Source organism: Streptomyces sp. NPDC091279 (assembly GCF_044757465.1).
Classification (GTDB): domain Bacteria; phylum Actinomycetota; class Actinomycetes; order Streptomycetales; family Streptomycetaceae; genus Streptomyces.
On the sequence record NZ_JBIVVA010000007.1, the window covers coordinates 273,308 to 298,739 of the forward strand.

Genomic DNA, 25,432 nt, shown 5'->3' on the forward strand with positions numbered 1-25,432 from the left:
GGCCTCTCACTTGTCCTTCGCGAGTTGGTACGTGCGGTCCTTGTCCGGGACCGTCGTGTCGCCGCCGGGCGCGACCAGGGCGAGGCGTACCCGTTGGGCGAAGGACTCGGCGTAGGTGATGCGCTGGGCGTCGAGGGCGGAGAGGGCGAAGGTGATCGGGACGGCGTCGGTGGGCACCCGCGTCCGGTCGTCGTCCTCGCTCGGGTCGAGGGCGGTGATCCTGCCGACGTCGAGGACCCGGGCGTTGGTCACGATGATCTTCGACTGGGCGGGGTCGCCGTCGCGTTCGCCCGCGAAGGTGGCGTAGACGTTGACGGTGGCGCCCGGGGTGATCTTGCCGGCGACGCCGGTGGCCGCGTCGATCATGATGGCGACCTCCTGCTGTCCCGGGCGCAGGGCGGGCTGGTCGACGATCATGTCGCTCTGGAGCAGGGAGCCTTCGCGCAGGGTGGTGACGGCGATCTTGCCGCGGATCTGGCCGAGGCTCGTTATCGCGGTCGGTGACAGCCAGCGCCTGGGCATGGTGATCTTCTCGAACTGGTCCGTGGTCAGGGTGGTGTAGGGCGCCACGCTCTTCTTGAGCCGGTAGGCGGTGACCTCGGGTCCGACCTTCGACTTGACGTCGTCGACGACGGACAGGACGCCGGCGAAGGCGCCGAGGGCGCAGACGACCGACAGGAGCAGGAGGAGCACGCCTCGGCGCTGACGTGAGTTCATGAACCGGACAACCTCATCGTGGGGACACTCGGGGGAGTGCGGACAGCGGCGGACGCGGGCAACGGCGGGCGCGGGCAGGGCCGTTCGGATCTCATCGGGCGGTGAGCTGGTTGTCGTTGGACGGCGGTGCGGCGGAGCAGAAGACGCAGCGGTCGCCGATGACGTCGATGCCGCACCAGTGGCAGACGCCCTGGCGTACCGACGTGACGAGTTGGTAGAGGACGGGCAGGTCGGGGAGGTAGGCGGCGAACTCGACGAACTTTCCGGTGCCCCACCAGACGGCGGACTCGGCCGGGGGCGGGACCTCTCTGAGGCCCTGGACGTTCCACTGGGCGGCGAGGGTCTCGGTGACCCAGTCGGACGGGGGCTGGCCCGGGGCGGTGAGCATCCAGGTACCGAACTCGGGTCCGGGGAGGGAGGTTTCGGGACCGACCTTGACCACGTGCGGTACCGGGTGGGCGAGGACGCCGAACTGGCTGCCGGGGACCCAGGAGCGGGCGTGCGCGGTGAGGCCGACGGGGACCCGGTCGAGGCGGGCGACGGAGCCGAGGAGGGCGCCGCAGTGGATGTAGTGGGTGAGCAGCCGGCCGGCCGAGGCGAGCACGCCGGGGCTGAGGTCGCAGGAGGCGAGCTGGCGTAACTGCCGTGCCAGGACGGCGAGTCCGAGCGGTGGCAGGTCCGGCCTGAACAGCGCGATGCGGTCGCTCTCCAGGAGGGAGCGGATGGTGTGCAGCCGCCGTCCGACGGCCGGGGGCGCGGCCCGGGAGAACACCACGACCAGGTGGCCGTACTGGTCGAGGACGGTCTGGACGGCGGACAGCGCCTGGTCCAGGGGCAGGTGGTCCAGACCCTGGAGGACCACCGCGGGCAGGGTCCGTTCATCCTGCGGCGCCAGTGCCATGTCGGCACTGGTCACGGCGATGGCAGTGGGCACGCACAGCTCCCCGTGTTGCGTCCGTCGGCCTGCCGGGACACGGCCCCGGCGCACTGAAATGACTTCACTGCGTGACTACGTCAGCACTGTATCCACGCCACTGTGATCCGGAGAACACCGAATGCGCAGGAGCTGGACGAACCGTGATGAACAAGTGGCGTCAAACCGGGGCAGGTTGAGCATCTCGCCGGTGCCGGGCGCAACCTTGACGTTCTTGACGTGCACTTGACCTGCTCATGCCATAAGCCGACGATGGGCCCACCCGCACCCGTACGTCGCTGGACCACCCCCCGCTCCACTCCCCCACTTCCGGCACCCCGGAACCCGGAGAAACCAGGAGATCTCATGCGACTCCGCACCAGAGGAGCCGGCCTGCTGGCCGCCTTCTTGGCGCTCGCCCTCGCCGCCCCCCTCTCCGCCACCGCGGACGGCGCCCGCGCCTCGGCCCCCGCGAAGGACGACATCCGCCAGTACGAGATCCACGTCGACCACAACACCCCCCTCACCCGCACCGCGATCGCCGCGTCCGGGGTGAGCGTGGACGAGACCGACGAGGAGACCGTCGTCGTCTCCGGCCGCGCCGAGCAGATAGGCCAACTACGCGCCGAGGGCTACGAGATCGCGCCGGTCGGCGCCGTCCCGGACCGCTCCGAGGGCGAACAGCGCCTGTTCGACTTCCCGTCGGCGGACTCGACGTACCACAACTACGCCGAGGCGACCGCCGAGATCAACCAACGGCTCGCCGCCTACCCGACCATCATGAACCGCCGGGTGATCGGCAAGTCCTACGAGGGCCGGGACATCGTCGCCATCAAGGTCAGCGACAACGTCGCCACCGACGAGGACGAGCCCGAGGTGCTCTTCACGTTCCACCAGCACGCCCGTGAACACCTCACGGTGGAAATGGCGTTGTACCTGCTGCGCGAGCTGGGCGCCGGATACGGCAGCGACTCCCGGATCACCAGCCTCGTCAACAGCCGCGAGATCTGGATCGTGCCGGACCTCAACCCGGACGGCGGCGAGTACGACATCGCCACCGGCTCCTACCGCTCCTGGCGCAAGAACCGGCAGCCCAACTCCGGTTCCAGCGCGGTCGGTACGGACCTGAACCGGAACTGGGGCTACAAGTGGGGCTGCTGCGGCGGCTCCTCGTCCTCCACCTCCTCCGAGACCTACCGGGGCCCCGCCGCCGAGTCGGCGACCGAGGTGAAGGTCATCGCCGACTTCGTGCGCGGCCGGAACATCGGCGGCAAGCAGCAGATCACCGCAGGCATCGACTTCCACACCTACAGCGAACTGGTGATGTGGCCGTTCGGCTACACCTCGGCCACCACCACGACCGGCATGACCGCCGACGACTACAACGCCTTCCGCACGGTCGGGCAGAAGATGGCCGCCAGCAACGGCTACACGGCCGAGCAGTCCAGCGCCCTGTACATCGCGGACGGCTCGATCGACGACTATCTGTGGGGCACCCACAAGATCTTCTCGTACACCTTCGAGATGTATCCCACCTCCTCCAGCGCGGGCGGCTTCTACCCGCCCGACGAGGTGATCGAGCGGGAGACCGCGCGCAACAAGGACGCGGTCCTGCAACTCCTGGAGAACGCCGACTGCATGTACCGCTCCATCGGCAAGCAGGCCCAGTACTGCGGCTGACGCAGGACGCGACCGCCCCGGCCGGTGTGCGCACACCGGCCGGGGCGGTCGCCGTTCTCCCGTGTCCCGCAGGAGATCAGAAGTGACCGCACACGATCACGGCGGACCCGGTACCAGACCGAATCCGCCGCGCTCCACGCAAACGAACGGTCACTCAGGAACCGTTGTCCGTACGGGACTTGGACTCTCCAACGGCTTTGAGGTCACCGTCGGCGCCCTCCTTGGCGTCGGCAACGGCCTTGTCGGCGTCGGCCTCGGCCCCCGCGTCCGTCTCGGCGTCGGAGTCCGGCTCCTCGGTGCCCTCGGCGTTCTCGGCGTCCTCGGCGTTCTCTGCGTCCTCGGCGTTCTCGGTGTCTTCGGCTCCCTCGACCGGCTCCACCTCGGTGCCGTCCTCGAAGTAGGCGTCGAGGACGGCGTCGAGCTGCCCCTCCCACTCCGCGAACCGGGCCCGCGCCGACGCCTCGATCTCGATCGGGAACCAGCGGCGGTCCGGGGTGTGGACGGTGATCGTGAAGCGCTTGCCGAACCGGGGTGACTCCGTCTCGACGGCGCCGATCTCGTCCCAGCGGAACTCGCACGCCTGGTCGTCGAGGGCCAGCCGGACGCCCCGGTGGTCGGCGACGATCCGCGCACGCCGGTCGGACGCCTCGAAGACGGGCCCGTCGACAGGCTCGTCGACCTCGTCGTCGCCCGCCTCAGCCGTTTTCTCGGTGTTCCCGGCGTTTTCGGCGTCCTCGGTGTCCGCGGCCTCCGGGGTGCCGGTCGCGGGGCTCGGCTCGGCGGTGCCGGCGGCCTCGGCCTCCGGGTCGGCTGCGGCGTCGACTTCCGTCGGCTGCTCCGCCTCCTTCTCGGTGGCGGCGGGCGACGTGAGCCCGGGGATGAAAGCCGGGTCGAATCCGGCGCCCTCCAGGGGCTGGCTGCTCGATCCTATGCGCTGCTCCACAGCGGGCAGTATGGTCGAAGATCCTGTGCCGGGCACAGCCAGCCCCCACTTCGTTATCAGACGCCTATACGAAAACACTCAGTACGGCGGATACCGCGAACCCCGTGACCGAGAGCACCGACTCCAGGACCGTCCAGCTCTTGAGGGTGTCGCGCTCGCTGATGCCGAAGTACTTGGCGACCATCCAGAAGCCGCCGTCGTTGACGTGCGAGGCGAAGATCGAGCCGGCCGAGATCGCCATGATGACCAGCGCGACGAACGCCTGCGAGTGGTCGCCCTCGGCGAGCAGCGGCGCCACGATGCCGGCCGTCGTGACGATCGCGACCGTCGCCGAGCCCTGCGCGACCCGCAGCACCAGCGAGATCAGATAGGCGAGGACCAGCACCGGCAGCCCGACGCCGTGGAACGTGTCCGACAGCGCCTGCGCCACCCCGCTCGCCTTGAGCACGGCACCGAAGACGCCGCCCGCGCCGACCACGAGCAGGATGTTGCCGACCGGCTTGAGGGACGCCGTGGACACCGCCTCCAGGGAGGCGCGGGACCAGCCGCGCCGGATGCCGAGGAGGTAGAAGGCGAGCAGCAGGGCGAGGGTGAGGGCGACGAAGGGGTGGCCGAAGAACTCGATCACCGAGCGGGTCGTGGACGGGTCCAGGGCGATCGACGAGAACGTGGCGGCGAGGATCAGCACCAACGGCGTTCCGATGATCCCGAGGACCGTGCCGAGCGGCACCGGCGCCTCCCTCGACTCCGTCGCGCTGTCGTGCCGTTGAGCGAGGACGGCACGTTTGGCCTCCTCGGCGGCCTCCACCATGTCCTGCGGCACCGGCACGAAGACGCGGCGCCCGATCCAGGCGGAGAACGCCCACGCGGCGAGGACGGCCGGGATGCCGCAGACGACGCCCATGAGGATGACCCAGCCGAGGTCCACCCGGAGCAGTCCGGCGGCGGCGACCGGGCCCGGGTGCGGGGGCAGGAAGGCGTGGGTCATGGAGAGGCCCGCGAGCAGGGGCAGGCAGTACAGCAGGATCGACGTGCCGGAGCGTTTGGCGGCCGCGTAGACGAGCGGGGCGAGGACGAAGATGCCGACGTCGAAGAAGACCGGGATGCCGAAGATGAGGCCGGTCAGGCCCATGGCGAGCGGGGCGCGTCTCTCGCCGAAGAGGTGCAGCAGCCGGGACGCCAACACCTCGGCGCCGCCGCTGACTTCGAGGATCGCGCCGAGCATGGTGCCGAGGCCGATGATGATGGCGATGTGGCCGAGGATGCCGCCCATGCCGGACTCGATGGTGGAGACGGCGTCCGATCGCTGGACGGTGCCGAAGAGTTCGGTGACCGAGAGCCCGGCCAGCAGGCCGACGACGATGGAGACGGCGAGCAGCGCGACGAACGGCTGGAGCCGGGCCTTGATGATGAGGAACAGCAGCAGGGCGATGCCGAGGGCGGCGACGGTCAGCAGACCCGCCGTCCCGTCGATGAGCAGGAGCAGTCCACCGGTGTGCGGCGGTATGCCGGAGGCGGCGAGCGACTGGGACATGAGCGTCCTCTTCGTGACGGCACAGTGCTTTCGGGCAGGGCGGATCACGGCACGGCACCCCGGAAGAAGCGAGGTGCCGTGCCGTGCGGGCGTACGGGGTAACGGAGTTGACGCCGCGTCAGCCAAGGACGGCCAGGGCGTCGATCTCGACGAGGAGGCCCGCCGGAAGGCCGACGTACACCGTGGTGCGGGCGGCGGGCGGCCCGGTGAGGCCCTGCTCGTCGAAGTAGGCGTTGTAGAGGGCGTTGAACTCGGCGAAGTGGTCGACGTCCGTCAGATAGACGCGGATCATCATCGCGTCGTCCCAACTCGCCCCGCCCTCCTGGAGGATGGCCTTGACGTTGGCGAGGGTCTGGAGGGTCTGCTCGCGCAGGGTGGGTCCTGCGGGGGTGGGGGCCTTGCCCTCCTCGGCGGGCAGGAAGCCGACCTGGCCCGCGACCTGGAGGATGTTCCCCTTCTTCACCCCGTGCGAGAACTTCGCCGGAGGGGCGGTGTGGGTCGTCGGGGTGAGGGCGATCTTGTCGGTCATACCGGTCCTTCGTCGGGGGTGGGCAAAGGGGTGTCGGTCCAGGACATCAGGAGGGGTCCAGAGGGTCGGGCACCGGGGTGCGGCCCGAGTACTCGCCGCTGATCGCGTCGGCGGTGCGGCGCACCAGCGGGAGGAGGGTGAGGAGTTCGTCGGCGGTGACGACGACGTTCGGTGCGGACACCGACATCGCGGCGGCGACCCGGCCGTCGGCGCCTCGGACGGGGGCGGCGACGCAGTTGATGGACTCCTCGTGGCCCCCGAGGTCGGTGGCCCAGCCCTGCTCCCGCACCTTCTCCAACTCCCGTAGGAAAGCAGGGGCGTTGGGTGTGGACTTGGCGGTGTAGAGGGGGTAGCCGAGGTGTTCGGCGAAGGCCCGGCGTTCGCTCTCGGGGAGGTCGGCGAGGAGCAGTTTGGCGACGGCGGCGACGGTGATGGCGACCGGTTTGCCGATCCGTGAGTACATCCGCACCGGGTAGCGGCTCTCCACCTTGTCGATGTAGAGGACCTCGTCCCCCTCGTGGACGGCGAGGTGGACGGTGTGCCCGCACTGTTCGTTGAGGCGGACCAGGTGCGGGTGGGCGATCTCGCGGATGTCCAGGTTCTCCATGGCTTCCTGGGCGAGCGCGATGAGCCGGGCGCCGAGCCGGTAGCGGTGGTCGGACTGCCTGTAGACCAGGCCGTGTTCGTGCAGGGTGCGCAGCAGCCGCAGCGCGGTCGACTTGTGGACACCGAGCCGGTCGGCGACGCGACCGAGGTCGGCGGGGCCCTCGGCGAGCAGCGGCAGGATGCTCAGTGCGCGGTCGACGGTCTGGCTCATGGCGTGGGTGCCTCCTTCTCGGCCCGGTCGCCGTCGTCGGCGGTGGTCAGGCCGGGGCCGAGTCGAAGTGTCCCCCACGCCGCGTCGTCGAGGGCGGCCAGCCGGTCGGCGTGCCCGGGGGCGGGCGGGACGGCGAGGTCGCCGGGGGTGGTGAGGGCGGCGGCGGCCATCAGGTGCCCGTGCCGCAGCCGGTCCCGGACGGGCAGGCCGCGCAGGGTCGCGGACAGGTACCCGGCGGCGAAGGCGTCCCCCGCGCCGACGGCCGCGACGACGTCGACGCGCGGCGCGGGCACGAAGGTGACGCCGTGCTCGTCGTGGACGGTGGCCCCGTGCGCGCCGTCCTTGACGACCAGCGTCCGGGGCTCGGGCAGCGCCCGCCGCACGGCCTCGGCGCCGTCGAGCCCCCACACCTCCAGTGCCTCGTCCGCGCCGACGAGCACCAGGTCGGCCCGGCGCGCGAGCCCCAGCAGCACGGCACCGGCCTCGGCGGCGTCGGGCCAGAGCCCGGCGCGGTGGTTGACGTCGAAGGAGACCAGCGGGCGTTCCTCGCCGGGTGCGGTGAGCGCGGTGAGCAGGGCGCGGCAGTCGGCGGAGAGGGCGGCGGTGATGCCGGACAGATGCAGCACCCGCGCGGCGCGAACGGCGGTGAGGTCGAGGTTGGCCGTGGACATCGCGGACGCGGCGGAACCGGCCCGGTAGTAGGCCACCTCGTGTCCGTCCCCGGCGCGGTCCTCGGCGGTGCGGAAGTAGACGCCGGTGGGGCGTGCGGGGTCCCGGCGGACGGCCCGGGTGTCAACGCCGTAGGAGGCGATCCGCTCGATCAGGTGATCCCCGAACCCGTCGGCGCCGACCCGGCTGACCCACCGCACGGAGTGTCCGGCGGCGGCGAGGGCGCAGGCGACGTTGGACTCGGCGCCGCCGATGGCCCGCTCGAAGGAGGGCACGTCAGCGAGGCGCCCGGGCCGCGAGGGCAGAAAGGTCACCATGGACTCGCCGAGCGTGACGACGTCGACGACCTCGGGGACGACGACGGTACGGGGTCCGGTGCCGGTCATGGGGGTAGGGCTCCTGGGGGGACGGGGGTGCGGGCGGGATGGCTGGCGGGTCTTGGCGGGAGGTTTGACGGAGGGGGCTTGGCGGGGGTCCGACCCGGGGTAGTCCGCTCCGGTGAGCCGGGGTTCGGCGGCTCGGTCGAGCCCGGTGGTCGGCTCCGGTGAGCCGGGGTCGGTGGCCGGTGGTCGGCTCCGTCGCGCCGGGTCGGTGGCTCCGTTGACCCGGGGTTGGCTGGGATGTTAGACAGCGGTGAGCGACATGCGCAATGGACGTTGCAGAGAATGCAACAGACGTCAGGAGGCTCCATGAGGGACGCAGCGCTGGCCCGGCTCGCCGGGGAACGCGTCGACCACCGCTTCAAGGGCCTCCCGCCGGACGCCGAGGGCCTGACCGTGGGCGAGCTGACCGCGCAGCGCCGGAACCTGTTCACCGGCGGCTTCACCACCCCGGTCCTCGCCCTCTCCGCCGAGCGCCTCGCGCACAACCTCGCGCTCATGGAGACCTACGCGAGCCGCCACGGCCTCCTCTTCGCCCCGCACGGCAAGACCTCCATGGCACCCCAGCTGTTCCAGCGGCAGATCGAGCACGGCGCCTGGGGCATCACCCTCGCCGTCCCCCACCAGGTCCGGGTGGCCCGCGCGTTCGGGGTCCAACGCGTCTTCCTGGCCAACGAGTTGGTCGACCCGGCCGCCCTCGCCTGGATCGCCGCCGAGCAGGACGCCGACCCCGACTTCCGGCTCATCTGCTACGTCGACTCCGCGGCGGGCGTCGCCCTGATGGACGCGGCGCTGGCCGGTGCGGCCCGCCCGCTCGACGTCGTCGTGGAACTCGCCGCCGGGGAAGGCGCCCGCACCGGCGCCAGGACCTGGGTCGACTGCGTGGAGGTCGCCGACGCGGTGGCCGCCACCCGCACCCTGCGCCTGGTCGGCGTCGCGGGCTACGAGGGCGAGGTGCCGGAGGCCGGTCCTGCGCGGGTCCGCACCTATCTGCGTCAACTGACCGAGCTGGCCGACTACTTCGACAAGGGGGGCCGGTTCGCGGGCGTCGAGGAGATCGTGGTGAGCGCGGGCGGCAGCGCCTGGTTCGACGCGGTGGCCGACGTCTTCGCCGGCATCCCCGAACTCTCCGCGCCCGTACTGAAGTTGTTGCGCTCGGGCGCCTACGTCTCGCACGACGACGGCCACTACCGCAGGCTCACGCCGTTCAACCGGGTACCGGAGGAAGGGTCGTTGGAACCGGCGTTCCGGCTGTGGACGCAGGTGGTGTCACAGCCCTCGGACGAGCAGGCATTCGTCAACGCGGGCAAGCGCGACGCGGCCTACGACCTGGACCTGCCCCTCGCCCAGGTGGTCAGGCGCGGCGGCTCGGAACACCCGGCCAACGGGATCACGGTCACCGGCCTCTCCGATCAGCACGCCTGGCTGAGCACCTCCCCGGTGGCGGATCTCGCCGTCGGCGACTGGGTGGGCCTGGGCCTGTCCCACCCGTGCACGTCGTTCGACAAGTGGCAGCTGATCCCGGTGGCCCAGGCTGACGGCACGGTCGTCGAGTACATCCGCACGTTCTTCTGACCAGGCTCCTCCGGCCCATCGCCCTCTCACTCATCCCCCTCTCACCCCTCTCCATCTCACCCCTCTCCATCTCACCCCTCTCCATCTGGCCCCCTTTCTTCTGGCCCACTCGCAACTCCCTTTCAGGAGGCCGGTCGTGGCGGAACTCGTGATCCGGGACGCCGATGTCGTGGACGGCAGCGGCGCCCCGTCCTACCGCGCGGACGTGGTGGTCGACGAGGGCAGGATCGTCGAGATCGTGCAGGAGGCATCGGGCCGCCAACGACCCGTCGCGCGAAGGGAGTTGGACGTGGAGGGGCTGACCCTCTCCCCCGGCTTCATCGACATGCACGCGCACAGCGATCTCGCCCTGCTGCGCGACCCCGACCACCGGGCCAAGGTCGCGCAGGGCGTCACCCTCGAAGTGCTGGGCCAGGACGGCCTGTCGTACGCGCCGGTCGACGACCGCACCCTCGCCGAGGTCCGCTCCACCATCACCGGCTGGAACGGCTACGGCGACGACATCGACTTCGACTGGCGTTCGGTCGGCGAGTATCTGGACCGGCTGGACCGGGGCATCGCCGTGAACGCGGCCTACCTGGTCCCGCAGGGCACGGTCCGGATGCTGGCGGTCGGCTGGGAGGACCGCGAGGCGACGCCCCAAGAGCTGGACCGGATGCGGGAGTTGGTCGCGGAGGGCCTGGAGCAGGGCGCGGTGGGCATGTCGTCGGGGCTGACGTACACGCCGGGCATGTACGCCCAGAATGCCGAACTGACCGAACTGTGCCGGGTGGTGGCGTCCTACGGCGGCTACTACTGCCCGCACCACCGCTCCTACGGGGCGGGCGCGCTGGCCGCGTACGAGGAGATGATCGCGCTCACCCGCGCGGCCGGCTGCGCCCTCCATCTCGCCCACGCCACCATGAACTTCGGCGTCAACGAGGGCCGCGCCCCCGAACTCCTGCGCCTGCTGGACGCGGCGCTGGCGGACGGCGCGGACATCACCCTCGACAGCTACCCCTACACCCCGGGTTCGACAACTCTCGCGGCGATGCTGCCCAGTTGGGCGAACGAGGGCGGCCCCGAGGCGACGTTGACCCGGCTCGCGGACGACGGGACGGCCGCCCGTATCCGCCACGACCTGGAGGTGGTCGGCGCGGACGGCTGCCACGGGGTGCCCATCGCGTGGGACACCATCGAGATCTCCGGCGTCACGGACGAGGCCCTCACCCCGTACGTGGGCCGCACGCTCCAGGAATCGGCCGACCAGCGCGGCGAACCGCCGTGGACGACGGCCCGCCGCCTCCTGCTCGCCGACCGGCTCGGCCCGACGATCCTCCAGCACGTCGGCCACGAGGAGAACGTCCGCACGATCATGCGCCACCGGGTGCACACCGGCGGCTCGGACGGCATCCTCCAGGGCACCAAGCCGCACCCGAGGGCGTACGGCACGTTCCCGCAGTATCTGGGGCGCTACGTAAGGGAGTTGGGGGTGCTGACCCTGGAGGAGTGTGTGGCCCACCTGACCTCACGCCCGGCAGCCCGCCTGCGCCTCCCTGACCGGGGCCTGGTCAGGGAGGGGTACCGGGCCGACCTGGTCCTCTTCGACCCACGGACGGTGTCTCCCGGCTCCACCTTCGCCCACCCGCGCGCCCTCCCCACCGGCATCCCGCACGTCCTGGTGAACGGCCGCCTCGTCATCGAGGACGGGCGGCGCACCGACGCCGTACCGGGCCACTCGGTCCGCCGGGGCACGGGAGAGGGGCGCCCACCGAAGCGGACGCCCCCGGGGTAGCCCCCTCAGTGGGAGGCGACCGGCGCTTCACCGACCTTGTCCGTGACGCCAACTCCCATGAGTGCGGCGTCGGTTGTGCCGAGGTAGCTGAGGCTCGACGCGTCGAAGACCCAGGCGTAGCCCTTCGGGGCGCCCTGGAAGGTGAGGCCGACGCCCTCCCGCCCGGCGGCGTCCTCGACGTGGTCGACGACGCTCACGCCGGGGAGCTTGGCGGTGGCGCGGTAGATCGCGGCACTGAGGTCGGGGAGCAGGGTGGCCTCGTCGATGAGGGCGCCGAGGTTCTCGACGACGACCTCGGTGCGGCGGCTCGCGCTCACGTTCCCGGCGTCCCCGGAGAGCTTCTTCAGCAGCGCGTCGGGGTCGGTGGGCAGGGCCTGGAGCTGCCGGAAGGTGAGGTATCCGGTGCCCTCCATCTCCATGGACATCTTCTTGGTGGGGTCGGCGACCGCGACGCCCTTCCGCAGCCCCGCGTTCGTGCCGTCCACCGAGTCCCACTGCTCCTGCCGGACAGCCCCGTTGTACGGCTTGGGCGTGAAACTCCCCTGGTGCTGGGCGAGTTCCTCGGGCGTGCTGAAGTCGACGCCCAACTCGGCCGCCGATCCTTGGGACTTGGTGTAGATGTACTGGTCGTCGCGTGCCGTGACCGCCGGCCGCTCGGCCGCCGCCAGGGCGATCCGGTCCAACAGCCGAGTGGCCTTCTGCTGACCGGCGGCAGTGACGCCTGCGGCGTCCGTACCGTGGGTGCCGTCCTGCCCGCTGCCGACCGCGACAACTCCCAGGCCCACGACGGCGGCCAGGGCCAGCGGCGCGGCGACGAGAAGCAGGCGGCGGCGGACGGGGGACGGGGGCGGGGTGGCCGCAGCCCCGGACTGCTCGGGGCGGGACTCGTGCTCGCGGGTGATGTGCTCCATCAGATGTTCCCTCAGTACGCGGTGGCGGTCCTGAGCGAGCACCGGACGGCCCTGCGCGGGCAGCAACTCGGCCAACTCGTGCTGGTCGAGGGGCTGTTCGCGGCGTAGCGGGTTGGTGTTCATCGCTTCGTCTCCTGCGTGGACCGAGCCGCCTGCCGGCGACTACCCGGTGACTGTCCGACCACGGCCGGGCGTTGCACTTCGGCGTTGGCGTTCTTGAGTTCCAGCTCGGTGAGCTTGCGCAGACGTTTGCGCGCACGCGAGAGCCGGGCCCGCACGGTGCCGACGGCCACGCCCAGGGCTTCGGCCGCCGTGGCGGCGTCCAGCCCCTCCCACACGCAGAGCGTGAACACCTCACGTTCCCCGCGCCGCATCGTGCTCAACGCCCTGTGCGCGGCGGCGAGTTCCTCGCTGTCGGCGAGCCGCCGGGCGACCTCGTCGGCGAAGTCGGGCACGGGGTCGGGGGGTGGAATCCTGCTGAGCGCGGCCTGGTGTCTTCGCGCCGCCCGCGCGGTGTTGCGCGTGACGTTCGTCGCGATCCCGAGCAGCCACGGGCGCAGACTGTCGTCCCCGGGAAGCACCCGCTCACGCAGCCGCCATGCCTCCAGAAAGGTCAGCGAGACGATGTCGTCGGCCGTGCTCCAAACGCCGGTCATCCTGCAATGACCTACATCACACCCCTCACCCCAAACCGACAGCCAACGGCCAACAGCTGGACAACGCCCGCCTTTAGGGGGCGCGGGGCTGTATCGATATGCGGCTCCGCCGCGCGGGCGCGACCAGCCACGACGGCGCCGCACCCGACAAACAACCCCCCGCCCCCTCCAGCACAACGCTACGGCTTAGGCAACGTGCACCCACTCGCACTCAAATTGAGCACGTTCGCAGACGTAAAACAGGCAGGCATGTTGTAGATCTGCTCGGCGTAATTGATCCCCTTCCGGACCGTCACCGCCCCACCCTCATCCACCTCACACGGATTGTTGACCGTGCACGACTCCCCGTCCTCGTTACCGGTGTTGTTGACGGCAACGACCTGCCCGGTCTCGGTGTCGATGACCGGCGACCCGGACGTCCCGCCGATCGTGTTGCACGCGGAGGTGTACCGGAGGGAGTCCTTCCACGTCCAGCTCCCCTCCTTGAGCCGGTACGCGAACCCATCGACGTTGCAGCTGTAGATCCGCTTCCAGTACCCGGAGACGACCTTGATGGAGGTCCCGGCGGTCGGATGCGTCGCACTGACGGTGAGCGGACTGATCCCGTAGGCACTCTTGATCGCCGCGTACGTGGTGGTGGTCCGGTAGATCGTCGCGTCGGTGTCGGTCATCGTCGAGTAGACGACCTGGTTGGCGCGGAGGGTGGCGACCTGACTGCCGGCCGAGTTCAGCAGCCCGAAGGTGCGGGAGGAGGACTGCCCGGTGATGACCTCGCCGGGGTCGGGGAACCCGGTCTCCAGGCAGTGCCCGTTGGTCAGCACCAGCGCGGGGGCGGTGTCCGCGGAGCCCGGGAAGCGGATGACGGAGCCGGAACAGTTGCTGAGCGAGACGGTACCGGCGAAGTCGACGGTCACCGCGGCGGCCTGCGGCGCGGCCACCGCGGGCGCCACACCGGTCCCGGCGACGGCCAGGGTGGCCAGCGCGGCAAGGAGAGGCTTGTTCATGTGGGGGTTCCCCTCTGCGGACAAAACGGCCGGAGTTCTTCCGACCTTCCGAGTTGTCATGGGCATTGTGAATGGAGGGAAGAAAGGGAACAAGGAGCTGTTTTCAGCCACGACGGACGCAATAGCCCCGCCCCCCAGCCCGCACGAGCCACGTCGACCGAAGGCCTCCGCTCCCACTCCCCCGCACCCGCCACGGCGGGCGCCCACGACGGAGGCCCGTCAGTCAAGTGGCGGAAAACACGACCCGTCCGGCGTTACCGGGCCGTAAGCTCCCAGACATGCAGGTGATCCAGTCGACGAAGCTCGCCAATGTCTGTTACGAGATCCGGGGGCCGGTTCTCCAGGAGGCGATGCGGCTGGAAGCGGCCGGTCATCGCATCCTCAAGCTGAACACCGGCAACCCCGCCGCGTTCGGCTTCGAGTGCCCGCCGGAGATCCTGGAGGACATCCTCCGCAACGTCTCCAGCGCACACGGCTACGGCGACGCCAAGGGCCTCCTCGCCGCCCGGCGCGCGGTCGTCATGCACAACCAGACCCTCGGCATCGAGACCGACGTCGAACACGTCTTCGTCGGCAACGGCGTCTCCGAGCTGATCGTGATGGCCATGCAGGGCCTGCTCGACGACGGCGACGAGGTCCTCGTACCGGCGCCCGACTACCCCCTGTGGACGGCCGCCGTCTCGCTGTCCGGCGGCACGGCCGTGCACTACCGCTGCGACGAGCAGTCGGACTGGATGCCGGACCTCGCGGACGTCGAGCGCAAGGTCACCGACCGCACCAAGGCCCTCGTCATCATCAACCCGAACAACCCGACGGGCGCGGTGTACGACGAGGCGATGCTCAGGGGGCTGACGGACATCGCCCGCCGGCACAACCTGCTGGTCTGCTCCGACGAGATCTACGACAAGATCCTCTACGACGGCGCCACCCACACCCCGACCGCCAAGGTCGCCCCCGACCTGCTCACCCTCACCTTCAACGGCATGTCGAAGGCGTACCGGGTGGCCGGTTACCGGGTCGGGTGGGTGGCGATCTCCGGGCCGCGCGCGCACGCCGACTCCTACATCGAGGGTCTGACGATCCTGGCGAACATGCGGCTGTGCGCGAACATGCCGGGCCAGCACGGGGTCGTCGCCGCGCTCAGCGGACGCCAGACGATCAACGAACTGGTACTGCCGGGCGGCCGCCTCAAGGAACAGCTCGACACGGCGTACGAGCTGCTGACGCAGATCCCGGGCGTGAGCTGCGTCCGCCCCAAGGGCGCCCTGTACCTCTTCCCCCGGCTCGACCCCAAGGTCTTCAAGATCAAGGACGACCGGCGGATGGTCCTTGACCTGCTGAGCCGCGAGAAGATCATGGTCGTCCAGGGCACCGGCTTCAACTGGCCGGAGCCGGACCACTTCCGCGTCGTCACCCTCCCCTCGGTCGGGGATCTGCGGGACGCGATGGGCCGGATCGCGCACTTCCTGGACGGGTACAGCCAGCCCTGACCTCACCTTCCGTACCCACGCGGCCCGATCCCGTGACCCTCGCGATCGCGCACAACTTTAGACGAAATCTAAGCTAGGATGGTTTCCTGTCACCGCACAGGAGGCCATCCCATGTACGAACCGATCCGTTCGAAGTCGGTCCACAGCACGATGGCCGGCACGACCTCCGACTTCCCCCACCGGTCCCGCGAGGAAGAGCTGGACATCCAGCTCGCGGGTCATCTCGCGGCGCTGCTCGCCGTGACCGACGAGCTGCGGGGGACCACACCGTCCGCCGAGCTGGACACGGCGGCGGAACGGCTCGCCGGGCAGGTCGCCCGGCTGCGCGGAGGGCCCACGCCGGCCCGCGCGTCCACCACCGGCCCGGATTCCGGCCCGACCGAACTGCACCGACGCGCGCACGCGCTCGCCGGGCGGGCCCTGGTCGTGGCGGCGTCCCGGGCGGACACGGCGGCGGCGATCCTCTCCGCCGAGCGCATCGACGCCCACGCGGCGGCCCTGGAGCCCCGCGAACTCGCGTCGCACTGAGCCTCGTCGAGGCTCCCCCGAACGGCCCCGGTCCGCGCGCCCGCAGCGCACGGACCGGGCGCCACACTCCCCCCGGCTCCCTCCGGTCCCCTCCGCGAACGAACGCGCCCCTGAACTCCGTTCACCAGCAGGCCAGTTCGCCTGCCCCGGGACCCAACCACCGTGCGACGGCCGCGCGTTCGTGTTCGCGTTCGTGCCGGAGATGCCGGGGAGGGTCCGCTGCACCCGGCAGGTCGCCAGGGCAGCGAACGTTCACGGCAGCAGGTCAGCGGAGTGCTCCCGCCGGACGGCGACCGGACGACGACCGGTCGGCGGTTGCAGATCCCGTAGATCGTGTTCGGATCACCGCCGCACAGCACCTCGCGGTAGCCGTTGGCCTGGGCGTACGGCAGTTCCTCGGCTTCGCGCGCATCGACGCCACGCGCGCCTTTCGTGAGGTCAGATGCGGGCGCAGCAACGGACGTTCACGCGGGGGCACGGTTTTTTCGCGCCGATCGGCGTGGCCGACGTCGACTACCCAGCCCTGCGCGGCCCGTGGCCGTGAACTGCGGTCACCGCCCCCAACACCCGCACCTGGAGCGGGTGTCACCCACTCCCGGCCGCCTCCGGAGACGGGCGGGCACCTGAACTCCGTTTATCCAATGGCCAGTTGCCAGGCCGCCGCTTCCTCGGCCGCCGCCGTCTCCCCGGCCTGCGGAACGGACGGTGCCGGTCGCCGCCGTTGCGCTGGTCCGGCCGGCGCGTTCGTCGACCGGTGGCGTTCGCCCTGAAGGCACGGCGAGCCGGCGCCGTCCGCACCAGGTGTCCGTGATGGGGCGGCTCTCACCCGGGCCGCCCCGATTCGCCGTGCTCACACCGGTGTTGCATGAAACGTCTACGATCTTGCCCACGAGGTCGCGCCGATCAGGTGCATGACCGGTGCGTCGACGTGGGGTGGGGGCGGTGTCGGTGGTGGACGTGGTGCGGGAGTCGGCGCGGGCAGGCCGGATGGTGTTCTTCGAGGAGTCCGCGCGGGACGGGGCGCAGGCGAAGACGCTGATGAGTGCCGGGTTCCGGGTGCGTCTCGCGCGGGAGCAGGGGGCGGTGTTCGGTGCGGACGGGCCACGGCACGTGGTGTTCGCGGCGGGGTTCCCCTCGGTGTGCGGGCAGGAGTTCGAGGCTACGCGGCGGGTGGCCCTGGAGGCGCAGGGCGCGGTGAGTCCGGCGGCGATCTGCCGGGGCACCGTGCCGGATGTGCGGCTCGCCCTGCGTGCGGTCCGGGGTGCGGCACACGCGCGGATCATGGTGATCGTGGCGGCGTCGGAGGCCACGGCCAGGGCGCTGGTGCACAGCGATGCCCGGGCGGCGCTGGACGCGGGTCTGGAGGTGGTCGAGGAGGCCGTCGAACTGGCCGACGGTGTCGCCGTCGACGTCTGTCTGGTGGACGCGCCGCGTGCGGACCACGCCCTGGTGGCCGAGTACGCCGGGGCGATGACGGCGCGGGGCGCGGGGACCATCGTTCTGGCCGACACGGTCGGTGACCTGCTGCCCGTTCAGAGCCGGACGCTGTTCGAGCGGGTGGCGGCCGGGGCCGGTCCGGAGGCGGTGCTGGTCTCGCACCTGCACAACGACCTCGGCCTGGGCCTGGCCAACACGCTGGCCGCGTTGGAGTCCGGGGTGCGGGTGGCGGCCTGTTCGTGGCTGGGCATGGCGGAGCGCAGCGGCATGGTGGCCACCGAGCAGCTGCTGTTCCTGCTGGCCCACGACCCGGCGAAGGCCGCGCAGATCCTGGGGCCCGGTGCCGCGCCGTGGTGGACGGCGCCGGATCTGACCCGGTTGCCCGGGATCGCGCGGATGGTGTCCGCCGAGACCGGCGTTCCCCTCACCGTCACGACGCCGATCGTCGGCACCGGCGTCGCCACGATCTCCACCGGCACGCCGTTCACCCACCCGCAGACGTTCCAGCCGTATGACCCGCAGGAGCATCTGGGGGTGGCGCCGACCGTGGTGCTGACCCACCTCGCGAGCCAACGGGTGGTGCGCGCGGTGGCCCAACGCCTCGGTCACGAGTTGGACCCGGCCCAGACCCGCACCGCCCTGACCTGGGCCAAGGACCGCGCCTACCGCCTGAGTCAGGCCGTCATCCCGGACGCCGACTTCGCCACGTACCTGGCCGGCCTCACCGCAGCCGCACCGGCACCAACGCCGGTACCCGCGCCCCTCCCCGTCCCCGCCTCCTGAACGGACCCCGCCATGCCGGTCACCGACCTGCCCGACGCCGTCACCGGCCCCGCCGCGCACGCCCTGGCCGCCGGGCGCGCCGTGATCCTGCCCAACCCGAGCCCGCTCACCTACGTCGCCGCCGCCGTCGACCCCCGGGCGGTCAACGAGGCCAAGGCCCGCCCCGCCGACCAGGAAGTCGCCCTGTGGGTGCACAGCGACACCACCTGGGCGGCCCTCGCCCCCGCCCTCGATCTGACGCCCACCGCCCTGACCAGGGCGTTCGACCTGCTGCGGCGCGAACTGGTCACCCTGCTGGTGCCGGTGCGCACCGAGGTGCCGCCACCGGTCTGGGCGCTGCCCGCCCTGCGCGACGGCCACGTCCTGCTCTTCGGGGCCCGTTGGCAGCCGCTGACCGCCCTGCTGGCGCGTTTCCCCCGCCTGTACGTCAGCAGCGCCAACCGCACCGGCCACGCGCCCGCGGCCAACGTCGCCGAGGCCACGGCGATGTTCGGCCCCGGCATCCCCGTCACCGACGCCGACCATCTGCGCGACACCAGCGCCCCGCACGCCGCGACGACCATGCTGCGCATCGCCCCCGACGCCACCCTGACCCACGTCCGCCGAGGAGCCCAGGACCAGACCCACGGCCCGGACCCGGCCGCCTACATGGCCCACCTGACCGGGCCGACCTGAGCACGGCACACCGGCTGCCTGCTGGCTGACGTTGCGTCACATACTGTTCTAATGGCCGGAGTTGAGGAGCAGGGATCTCGGATCGACCCGTTGATGGGGTGATCACGGCGAACCGGTCCGGCACGGGTTCGTCCCGCTGTCCGCGCATCCGGACTGGCAGCGCCCGGACGCGGCGGACCGGCTGCGCGTCTTCGTCGCTGCGTACGGTCTCGACGAGTCCGAACGTCGCCTGCTGGTGCCCCTGTTGGGGCGCCGCACGCGTGCCCTGCACGACTTCCTGCGCGACCAGGCAGCCCAAGGCGTCCACCCCTGGGCGAGGTTGTGGGCCGAGGGCCACGGTGCCGCCGGGCGAAGCGACGCCGAACACATCGAGCAACACGAAGCCCACTGGACCCACGCCCTACGCAACGCCCCCTGACCCACCCCACCCTGCCCCACCCCGACCAACGCCCACCTGCCCGCGCCGGTGGGGCACCGCCAGCCTCCGGGCCAGGGGGGTCCGCTCGTGCCCTGATCGCCGCGGCCGTGGATACTCCCGGGTGACTGGTGTGCAACCTCGGGCAATCTCAGGGGAGTTGGAGTGACGCCCCCTCTGGCGTGTTCTCGTCGTTCCACTTGAGCCGGGCCGTGACCGACAACGCCTGCCGCAGGTTGAGCCGTAGACCGCGAGCCTTTCCCACCGGCTGCGCGATCAGGCAAGAACGAGGAGTTCCCGAGGAAACGGAGGGGCTGAACAGATGACGCACACACCAACACCGTGGGGTACCCAGCGGATGGGGCCGTACGTGGCCACCACCACGGTTCCGCAGTACATCCCGGTGATCGATCCCGAGACGCAGATCGCGGTCATCGTGGACGAGCACGGCCGGACGGTCGAGTTGGGTAGCCACGGCACCAGCACGAGTGGCCTGACACCCACCAAGACCAGCCCCGGCGACGGAGCCGGCCCCGACGGCGCGACCGACGCGGACAGCACCGAGTCGTACGACCAGGACCAGAGTTCCGGCTGATGGGTGACGGCAGGTCGGTGCTGGTGCTGACCAATCCCTACGACGTGACAGCGGATGTGGTGCTGCGACTGCTCGCCGAACGCAGGGTTCCCGTGGTCCGCCTCGACCCCGGCACCGACCTGCACATGGATGCCTCACTGACCGCGACATACGGTCCGGGCGGCCAGCGGGGCATCCTGCGCACGGCGAGCCGCGAGATCGACACCACCCGGATTCGGTCCGTCTGGGTGCGCAGACCCTCGCCGTACGAAGGGCCGCAGGGGTTGAGCGACCAGGACCGCAGGTTCGCCGCCGAACAGGCGCGGTGGGGTGCGGGTGGCTTCCTCGCATCGCTGCCGGGCGTGCACTACGTCAACCATCCGTGGGCCAATCGGGATGCCGAGTTCAAGCCCATGCAGCTCTCGGCCGCGCGACGTTGCGGATTCCGGGTGCCTGACACAGTGATCACCAACGACCCTTGCGAGGCACGGGAGTTCGTCGGCCAACAGCCCGGCGGAGTGGTCTACAAGCCATTATGGAACACGCCCTATCGGGTGGACGGTCGGCCCCACAGCGTGTGGGTCCGGGAGGTACGGGAGCCGGAGATCACCGACGCCGTAGCTGTCTGTCCGCATCTGTTCCAGGCCAAAGTCGGCAAGGCTTTCGACGCGCGGGTGACCGCCGTCGGGGATCAGCTGTTCGGGGTCCGGATCGACAGCCCCGATCTCGACTGGCGTCGCCGTCAGGATCTGATGGCATGCACCCCGATCGAGGTGCCCGAATCGGTCGCGGGTCCGGTCGTCGCCTACCTCACCGAACTCCGTTTGACCTACGGTGCGTTCGACTTCGCCGTGACCACCGCCGATGACTGGTACTTCCTTGAGTGCAACCCGAACGGCCAGTGGGCGTGGCAGCCGGCCGAGACCACCGGGGCAGTCGCCCATGCCATCGCCGGCCAACTGGAGAAAGGACCCCGAACGTGAGCGCATCGCGTCAGCTCCGTGACACCTTGACGGACCAACTCACCGAGGACGGCGCCCTCGCGGAACCCGAGTGGCGCGACGCCGCCAGAGCGGTTGCGCGCGAGCTGTTCACGGGGTCCTACTTCAGGCCGGTGCCGGGCAGCGTCCCGACCGGCTACCGCCCCGTCCAGAAGGACGAGCCCGGCTGGCTGGAGGGGGTCTACGCCGACGAGACGCTGATCACCCAACTCGACGGCCGCGTCCGGCCCGACGACACGGCCGGGGCGACCGTGACCGGCAACCCGTCGTCCTCGTCCACCCTCCCCTCGCTGGTCCTGCGCATGTGGCAGCAACTCGACGTCGAACCCGGCCACCGGGTGCTGGAGATCGGCACCGGGACCGGCTACTCGACCGCCCTCGGCGCACACCGTCTCGGGGACGCCCACCTCACCAGCGTCGAGTACGACCCGGTGGTCGGCGCGGCAGCCGCCGCAGCGCTCAAGGCGGCGGGTTTCGCGCCCCGGCTGATCATCGGCGACGGGCTGCGCGGCGACCCGGAGGGCGCTCCCTACGACCGGCTCATCGCCACCTGCTCCGTCCGCTACCTCCCGCTCCCGTGGCTGTACCAGGTGAAACCGGGCGGAAAGATCCTGGTCACCCTCTCCGGGTGGAGCTACGCCAACGCCCTCGTCCTGCTCGACGTGACCGGCCCCGGAGAGGCCACGGGACGGTTCCTGCCCGGTTACACCAGTTTTATGATCGCCCGACCTCACGACCGTCCGCCCCACCCGGCACTTGCCCTGCTGCCCGGCGAGGAGCGCCCGACCCGGATCGACCCCGCGCAGCTCGACACCTGCACCGGCGGTTGGGTCGCCCAGCTGGCGGCGCCCTCGGCCGAGCGGCTGGGGGCCGGGGCGGAACAGATCCTCTGGGACGTGTCCACGGGTTCCCAGGCCCGAACTGCCCCGCATCCCCAAGGTGGTTGGACGGTCGTGCAGCGCGGCCCTGTACATCTGTGGGACCGGGTCGAGAGCGCGGTGGAACAGTGGCAGGACGCCGGCGAGCCCCATCAGGAGAAGTTCGGCATCACGGTCTCGCCCGTCGGCCAACGAGTGTGGCTCGACACCGAGGACGGCCCCGGCTGGGACTTGCCGATCTGACATAGCCCCCGCGCTCCTCCCCCTACCCCCGCCCCTCCCCCTCACCCCGCCCCTCCCCGAACCCCTCCTCAGCCTCCGGGCCGGCGAGGGGTTTCTCGTTCTCGGCCCGGGTTGCCGACGCGCCCTGACGTTTGGCTGACGGAAACCCCTTAAACCCCTCTTCTTGGAGTTACTCGGACGTAACGTTCGACAATTGATCAAGAGTTGATCATAATTTGAAACCTCAAGGGCTTGCCACGAACAAGCCCTTGATCCCCCCACCCCATTTCCGCTCCACCCCCCACAGGAGTTGTCATGACGGCCGATCAGATCGCCCCGGACACCACCCGCCCGCGCCGCCGCGCCTCCCGGCTGGCCGTCGCGGCCAGCACGGTGCTGGTCGCCGCCGCCACCGTGCTCGTCACCTCGCCGCAGGCCTCGGCCGCCACCACCTGGACGACCACCGGCGTCGGCGGAGGCCAGGCGCGTGCGGTGTTCATCGTCTCCAACAGCGCGGGCGGCGTCTGCTCCACCGCCAACAACCGCTTCAGCGACCCGGCGGGCTCCACCATCCGCACGACCGTCTTCGACAGCGACGTCAATTGCAGTGCCGGCGCGGGCCAGACCTGCACCGGGGTCGTTCCCTCGGAGAGCAGCGCGGTGCGGGTCTTCGACATCCGCACGTGCCGCTGGGTCGGCTGACGGCCGCGCCCTCCTCGTTCCGAACCGAAAGGACGGATTCCGTCCCATGACTGCCCCCACCAAGAGGTTCAGGTCGTCGCTGCGCGGCGCCCTCACCGTCACCGCCGCCGCCCTCGTCGCGACGCTGCCCCTGGCCGGGACCGCGAGCGCCTCGCCGTCGGCCGGTTTCGCCCACCGTACGGTCGTCACGGCCGACGGTGAGACGTTCCGGCTGGGGCTGGCCGCGACGCCCGTCGCACTGCCCGCCGACGGTGGCACCGTGCGGGTCAAGGGTGCCGGGTACAACCGGGCGCAGGGCGTGTTCCTCGCGTTCTGCGTCATCCCCGACGGCGTCCGGGTCGGCGACCCCAGCACGTACACCTCGTTGCCGGGGCCCTGCCTCGGTGGGCGGGCGGCGCAGGACGGTTCGTCGCGCCGGATCACCGACACGGGTACCGGGACGCCGGGCATCACGATCCCCTACGGGGCGGGTGGGTCGTTCGACACGACGCTGAATCTCAAGCGGGAGATCGCCGAGGGGGTTGTGTGCGGGGAAACGGTGCGGTGTGCGGTCGTTACTCGCGCGGACTTCACGGCGACGGACGACCGTACGTACGACCAGTACATCCCGGTCGCCTTCGCCCCGTCGGCGTCCTGAACCAGGCTGTCTGATGCGGGCCCGCGCCCCCCGGCACCCAAGAGACCTGGGGGCGCTGCCCCCAGACCCCCGTTCGGCCTGAACGGCCTCGTCCTCAAACGCCGGACGGGCTGGTTGGGGCCGGCCTGCGCTCCCTCGGGGGTGAGGACGTGGACGGGAACGTTCAGGTTCTGTGCCGCGGGTGCCACCGGTTCAAGAACGCAACGGAGTTCGGTGGTGCCCGTGCCGTGGCTCAGCGAGTCGTCCGAGCACGGTCCTCGTGGCCGTGGCGACGACTTCTGTACGGGGTGCACTTCTCCTGCGTGAACCAGACCACCGTGCTGGTTCATCTCAACGCGGTTCACCAGGAACCTGTCACCGGCGCGTGAGCCACGTTACGAGCCCGCTTCCTATACAGCTGATCGCGTGACGCCCAAGCCCCGCCATGTCCCCCAAGTCGGGGGGCGTGGCGGGGCTTTCGTCGTTCCCGACCGGGCTGCCATGTAGGCATACCGACCCTCGCTCGCGCGTTCTGTCAGGGGCGCGCGGGTACCTAATAGACAAGCCCGTGGCGGGCGTACCGTGTGTGCAAGGAGGGAGTCGACCATGCCGACTGAACTAGCCCTGAATGTCAAGACACACCGACGCCGCTTGGGGTGGAGTCAAGAACGACTTTCCGAGATGGCCGGGTTGTCGATCCAGACCGTACGAAAGCTCGAACAGGGCGGAGACGTCCGCACAGCTACCCTCCATGAAGTTGCCCGAGCGTTCGGCGTGACTACGGCGGCGCTGTTCGTTGCGGACTCCCCCGACCCTGTCATTGGCGACGAGGCATCCCGCCGGAACCTCGTGGAGCTACGGAAGGCGTTGATGCCGCCCGTGGGGCTGGAGGCCCCGGTGGTCCAAGCGGCCGAGGCTGAAGACGTTTCCGTTCTGCGCCAGCGTGTCGATGATGTGCATGTGCTGTACCACGCTGACAGGTACGACTCCGTGGCGCGACAACTCCCCGCCTTGCTCAGGGCAACCGAACTCGCTGCGGTGAACGCCGAGGGCGATCAGGACAAGCACGATGCCGTTCAGGTTCGGACCTGCTCTCTGCTCCTCACGGGGAAGTACCTGACTCAGGTGCGGCAGTACGACTTGGCGTATCACGCGCTCGCGGAATCCATCCGGCTCGCACGGGAGTCCGGGCAGACGTTGATCGCAGGTACCGGAATCGTTGGTATGTGCTGGTTGCTCCTGCGTCAGGACAGGTTCGACGACTGCGAAGTTCTCGCCCTGCAAACAGCCGACGCGATGGAACCGCGCATGTCGTCAGCGAAGCCGGCCGAGCTTGCCGTGTGGGGCGAACTGTGGTTGCGCGTCGCAGCCGCCACGGTGCGGAACAACAGGCCGGACGATGCGGCGGCAGCGCGTCGCATGGCGGGTACTGCGGCCAGTGCTCTTGCGCGAGAACTCGACAGTTTTCCGATTCCCTGGGGCGGGTTCGGCCCGATCACCGCCGAGATGAAGGCCGTTGAAGACCTCGCGTTGGACGGGGACGCGCGCGGAGTGCTCCGGCGGGCGGATGAAGGGATTCTGGGAGGGAAAGCCCTCAAGGCACTGGGAAAGCCGACCGCACCTGGGTGGGGCCGTCACCGACTGGACGTAGCACAATCTCATGTGGCGCTGGGGTCTCACCAAGACGCGATGTCGGAGTTGGCGGGGCTCCGGGGGAGTCACGGAAAGTGGCTCAAGCACCAGCCGCTGGCGCGGTATGTCATGACGGACGTCCTCAGCTCCCGTAAGCGGACCCTCACGGCGGAGATGCGCGACATGGCGTCCTACCTGGGGGTTTTCTGACAACTACTGCGCTTCACAGTAGTTGACCAGTCACATTCAGTGAACTATCCGTGATGGTTCCATGGTTTGACTGGCCGTCACACCCTTACCTTCATGGTCTGCCCCACACCCCGCAAAACGGGAGACCAGCCCATGAACCGTACGACCGCCGACCGGCAGCGACGACG

The 25,432-nt window shown here is 70.5% G+C and carries 23 protein-coding genes; 13 read left to right on the top strand and 10 right to left on the bottom strand.

Features of this window, described 5'->3' with window-relative positions:
• Nucleotides 1-6: 6 nt before the first annotated feature.
• On the bottom strand, nucleotides 7-717 hold the full coding sequence (gene cpaB, locus ACIQOU_RS19680; RefSeq protein ID WP_401538035.1) for a Flp pilus assembly protein CpaB: 711 nt from the start codon (nucleotides 715-717) through the stop codon (nucleotides 7-9).
• Nucleotides 718-808: 91 nt separating this feature from the next.
• A complete protein-coding gene (locus ACIQOU_RS19685) occupies nucleotides 809-1,651 on the bottom strand; it encodes a hypothetical protein (protein WP_401538036.1) in 843 nt (280 codons plus the stop codon).
• Nucleotides 1,652-1,996: 345 nt separating this feature from the next.
• Here ACIQOU_RS19685 and ACIQOU_RS19690 point away from each other — a divergent pair, with 345 nt between their 5' ends.
• The gene (locus tag ACIQOU_RS19690; protein ID WP_401538037.1) at nucleotides 1,997-3,310 is read left to right on the top strand and encodes a M14 family metallopeptidase; all 1,314 of its coding nucleotides are present in this window, start codon (nucleotides 1,997-1,999) and stop codon (nucleotides 3,308-3,310) included.
• A gap of 154 nt (nucleotides 3,311-3,464) precedes the next feature.
• Here ACIQOU_RS19690 and ACIQOU_RS19695 read toward each other — a convergent pair whose 3' ends face one another.
• The 5 genes from ACIQOU_RS19695 to ACIQOU_RS19715 form a co-directional block, all read right to left on the bottom strand.
• Complete coding sequence (locus tag ACIQOU_RS19695; protein WP_401538038.1) at nucleotides 3,465-4,253, bottom strand: hypothetical protein; 789 nt, start codon at nucleotides 4,251-4,253, stop codon at nucleotides 3,465-3,467.
• A 64-nt stretch (nucleotides 4,254-4,317) separates the two neighbouring features.
• Nucleotides 4,318-5,787: a GntP family permease gene (locus ACIQOU_RS19700; protein ID WP_401538039.1), complete on the bottom strand. Its 1,470-nt coding sequence runs from the start codon at nucleotides 5,785-5,787 to the stop codon at nucleotides 4,318-4,320.
• 118 nt (nucleotides 5,788-5,905) lie between these two features.
• Nucleotides 5,906-6,316, bottom strand: a complete 411-nt coding sequence (locus ACIQOU_RS19705) for a RidA family protein (RefSeq protein ID WP_401538040.1) — start codon at nucleotides 6,314-6,316, stop codon at nucleotides 5,906-5,908.
• Between the two features lie 46 nt (nucleotides 6,317-6,362).
• Nucleotides 6,363-7,133 (bottom strand): IclR family transcriptional regulator, encoded by a 771-nt coding sequence (locus ACIQOU_RS19710; RefSeq protein ID WP_401538041.1) that lies wholly within the window; start codon nucleotides 7,131-7,133, stop codon nucleotides 6,363-6,365.
• Complete coding sequence (locus ACIQOU_RS19715) at nucleotides 7,130-8,188, bottom strand: sugar kinase (protein ID WP_401538042.1); 1,059 nt, start codon at nucleotides 8,186-8,188, stop codon at nucleotides 7,130-7,132. Before ACIQOU_RS19715 ends, ACIQOU_RS19710 begins: the two co-directional genes overlap by 4 nt.
• Before the next feature lie 303 nt (nucleotides 8,189-8,491).
• On the opposite strand from ACIQOU_RS19715, the gene ACIQOU_RS19720 reads away from it, so the two are divergent.
• Nucleotides 8,492-9,757, top strand: coding sequence for an amino acid deaminase (locus tag ACIQOU_RS19720; protein ID WP_401538043.1), 1,266 nt, complete (start codon nucleotides 8,492-8,494; stop codon nucleotides 9,755-9,757).
• A gap of 136 nt (nucleotides 9,758-9,893) precedes the next feature.
• A complete protein-coding gene (locus ACIQOU_RS19725) occupies nucleotides 9,894-11,531 on the top strand; it encodes an amidohydrolase family protein (protein WP_401538044.1) in 1,638 nt (545 codons plus the stop codon).
• Between the two features lie 5 nt (nucleotides 11,532-11,536).
• Here ACIQOU_RS19725 and ACIQOU_RS19730 read toward each other — a convergent pair whose 3' ends face one another.
• The 3 genes from ACIQOU_RS19730 to ACIQOU_RS19740 form a co-directional block, all read right to left on the bottom strand.
• Nucleotides 11,537-12,565 carry a CU044_5270 family protein gene (locus tag ACIQOU_RS19730; RefSeq protein ID WP_401538045.1) on the bottom strand — a complete coding sequence of 343 codons (1,029 nt, stop codon included), beginning with the start codon at nucleotides 12,563-12,565 and terminating at the stop codon, nucleotides 11,537-11,539.
• Nucleotides 12,562-13,140 (bottom strand): RNA polymerase sigma factor, encoded by a 579-nt coding sequence (locus ACIQOU_RS19735; RefSeq protein ID WP_401538216.1) that lies wholly within the window; start codon nucleotides 13,138-13,140, stop codon nucleotides 12,562-12,564. The genes ACIQOU_RS19730 and ACIQOU_RS19735 overlap by 4 nt, the downstream gene beginning before the upstream one ends.
• Before the next feature lie 137 nt (nucleotides 13,141-13,277).
• Nucleotides 13,278-14,102, bottom strand: a complete 825-nt coding sequence (locus ACIQOU_RS19740) for a trypsin-like serine peptidase (protein ID WP_401538046.1) — start codon at nucleotides 14,100-14,102, stop codon at nucleotides 13,278-13,280.
• 278 nt (nucleotides 14,103-14,380) lie between these two features.
• Here ACIQOU_RS19740 and ACIQOU_RS19745 point away from each other — a divergent pair, with 278 nt between their 5' ends.
• The 10 genes from ACIQOU_RS19745 to ACIQOU_RS19790 all read left to right on the top strand — a co-directional run bounded on the left by ACIQOU_RS19745 (nucleotide 14,381) and on the right by ACIQOU_RS19790 (nucleotide 25,265).
• Nucleotides 14,381-15,592 carry a pyridoxal phosphate-dependent aminotransferase gene (locus ACIQOU_RS19745; protein ID WP_401538047.1) on the top strand — a complete coding sequence of 404 codons (1,212 nt, stop codon included), beginning with the start codon at nucleotides 14,381-14,383 and terminating at the stop codon, nucleotides 15,590-15,592.
• Between the two features lie 111 nt (nucleotides 15,593-15,703).
• Nucleotides 15,704-16,120, top strand: coding sequence for a hypothetical protein (locus tag ACIQOU_RS19750; protein ID WP_401538048.1), 417 nt, complete (start codon nucleotides 15,704-15,706; stop codon nucleotides 16,118-16,120).
• A 918-nt stretch (nucleotides 16,121-17,038) separates the two neighbouring features.
• Nucleotides 17,039-18,340 carry a 2-isopropylmalate synthase gene (locus ACIQOU_RS19755; protein WP_401538049.1) on the top strand — a complete coding sequence of 434 codons (1,302 nt, stop codon included), beginning with the start codon at nucleotides 17,039-17,041 and terminating at the stop codon, nucleotides 18,338-18,340.
• Between the two features lie 12 nt (nucleotides 18,341-18,352).
• The gene (locus ACIQOU_RS19760; protein WP_401538050.1) at nucleotides 18,353-19,015 is read left to right on the top strand and encodes a hypothetical protein; all 663 of its coding nucleotides are present in this window, start codon (nucleotides 18,353-18,355) and stop codon (nucleotides 19,013-19,015) included.
• Between the two features lie 737 nt (nucleotides 19,016-19,752).
• Nucleotides 19,753-20,025, top strand: a complete 273-nt coding sequence (gene tgmA, locus ACIQOU_RS19765; protein WP_401538051.1) for a putative ATP-grasp-modified RiPP — start codon at nucleotides 19,753-19,755, stop codon at nucleotides 20,023-20,025.
• Entirely contained in the window at nucleotides 20,025-20,987 is a 963-nt protein-coding gene (tgmB, locus tag ACIQOU_RS19770) for an ATP-grasp ribosomal peptide maturase (RefSeq protein ID WP_401538052.1), read from the top strand. The genes tgmA and tgmB overlap by 1 nt, the downstream gene beginning before the upstream one ends.
• Nucleotides 20,984-22,126 (top strand): ATP-grasp peptide maturase system methyltransferase, encoded by a 1,143-nt coding sequence (gene tgmC / locus ACIQOU_RS19775; RefSeq protein ID WP_401538053.1) that lies wholly within the window; start codon nucleotides 20,984-20,986, stop codon nucleotides 22,124-22,126. Before tgmB ends, tgmC begins: the two co-directional genes overlap by 4 nt.
• A gap of 294 nt (nucleotides 22,127-22,420) precedes the next feature.
• The gene (locus ACIQOU_RS19780) at nucleotides 22,421-22,807 is read left to right on the top strand and encodes a hypothetical protein (protein ID WP_401538054.1); all 387 of its coding nucleotides are present in this window, start codon (nucleotides 22,421-22,423) and stop codon (nucleotides 22,805-22,807) included.
• A gap of 46 nt (nucleotides 22,808-22,853) precedes the next feature.
• Nucleotides 22,854-23,444, top strand: a complete 591-nt coding sequence (locus ACIQOU_RS19785; RefSeq protein ID WP_401538055.1) for a hypothetical protein — start codon at nucleotides 22,854-22,856, stop codon at nucleotides 23,442-23,444.
• Between the two features lie 585 nt (nucleotides 23,445-24,029).
• Nucleotides 24,030-25,265 carry a helix-turn-helix transcriptional regulator gene (locus ACIQOU_RS19790; RefSeq protein ID WP_401538056.1) on the top strand — a complete coding sequence of 412 codons (1,236 nt, stop codon included), beginning with the start codon at nucleotides 24,030-24,032 and terminating at the stop codon, nucleotides 25,263-25,265.
• Nucleotides 25,266-25,432 lie beyond the last annotated feature (167 nt).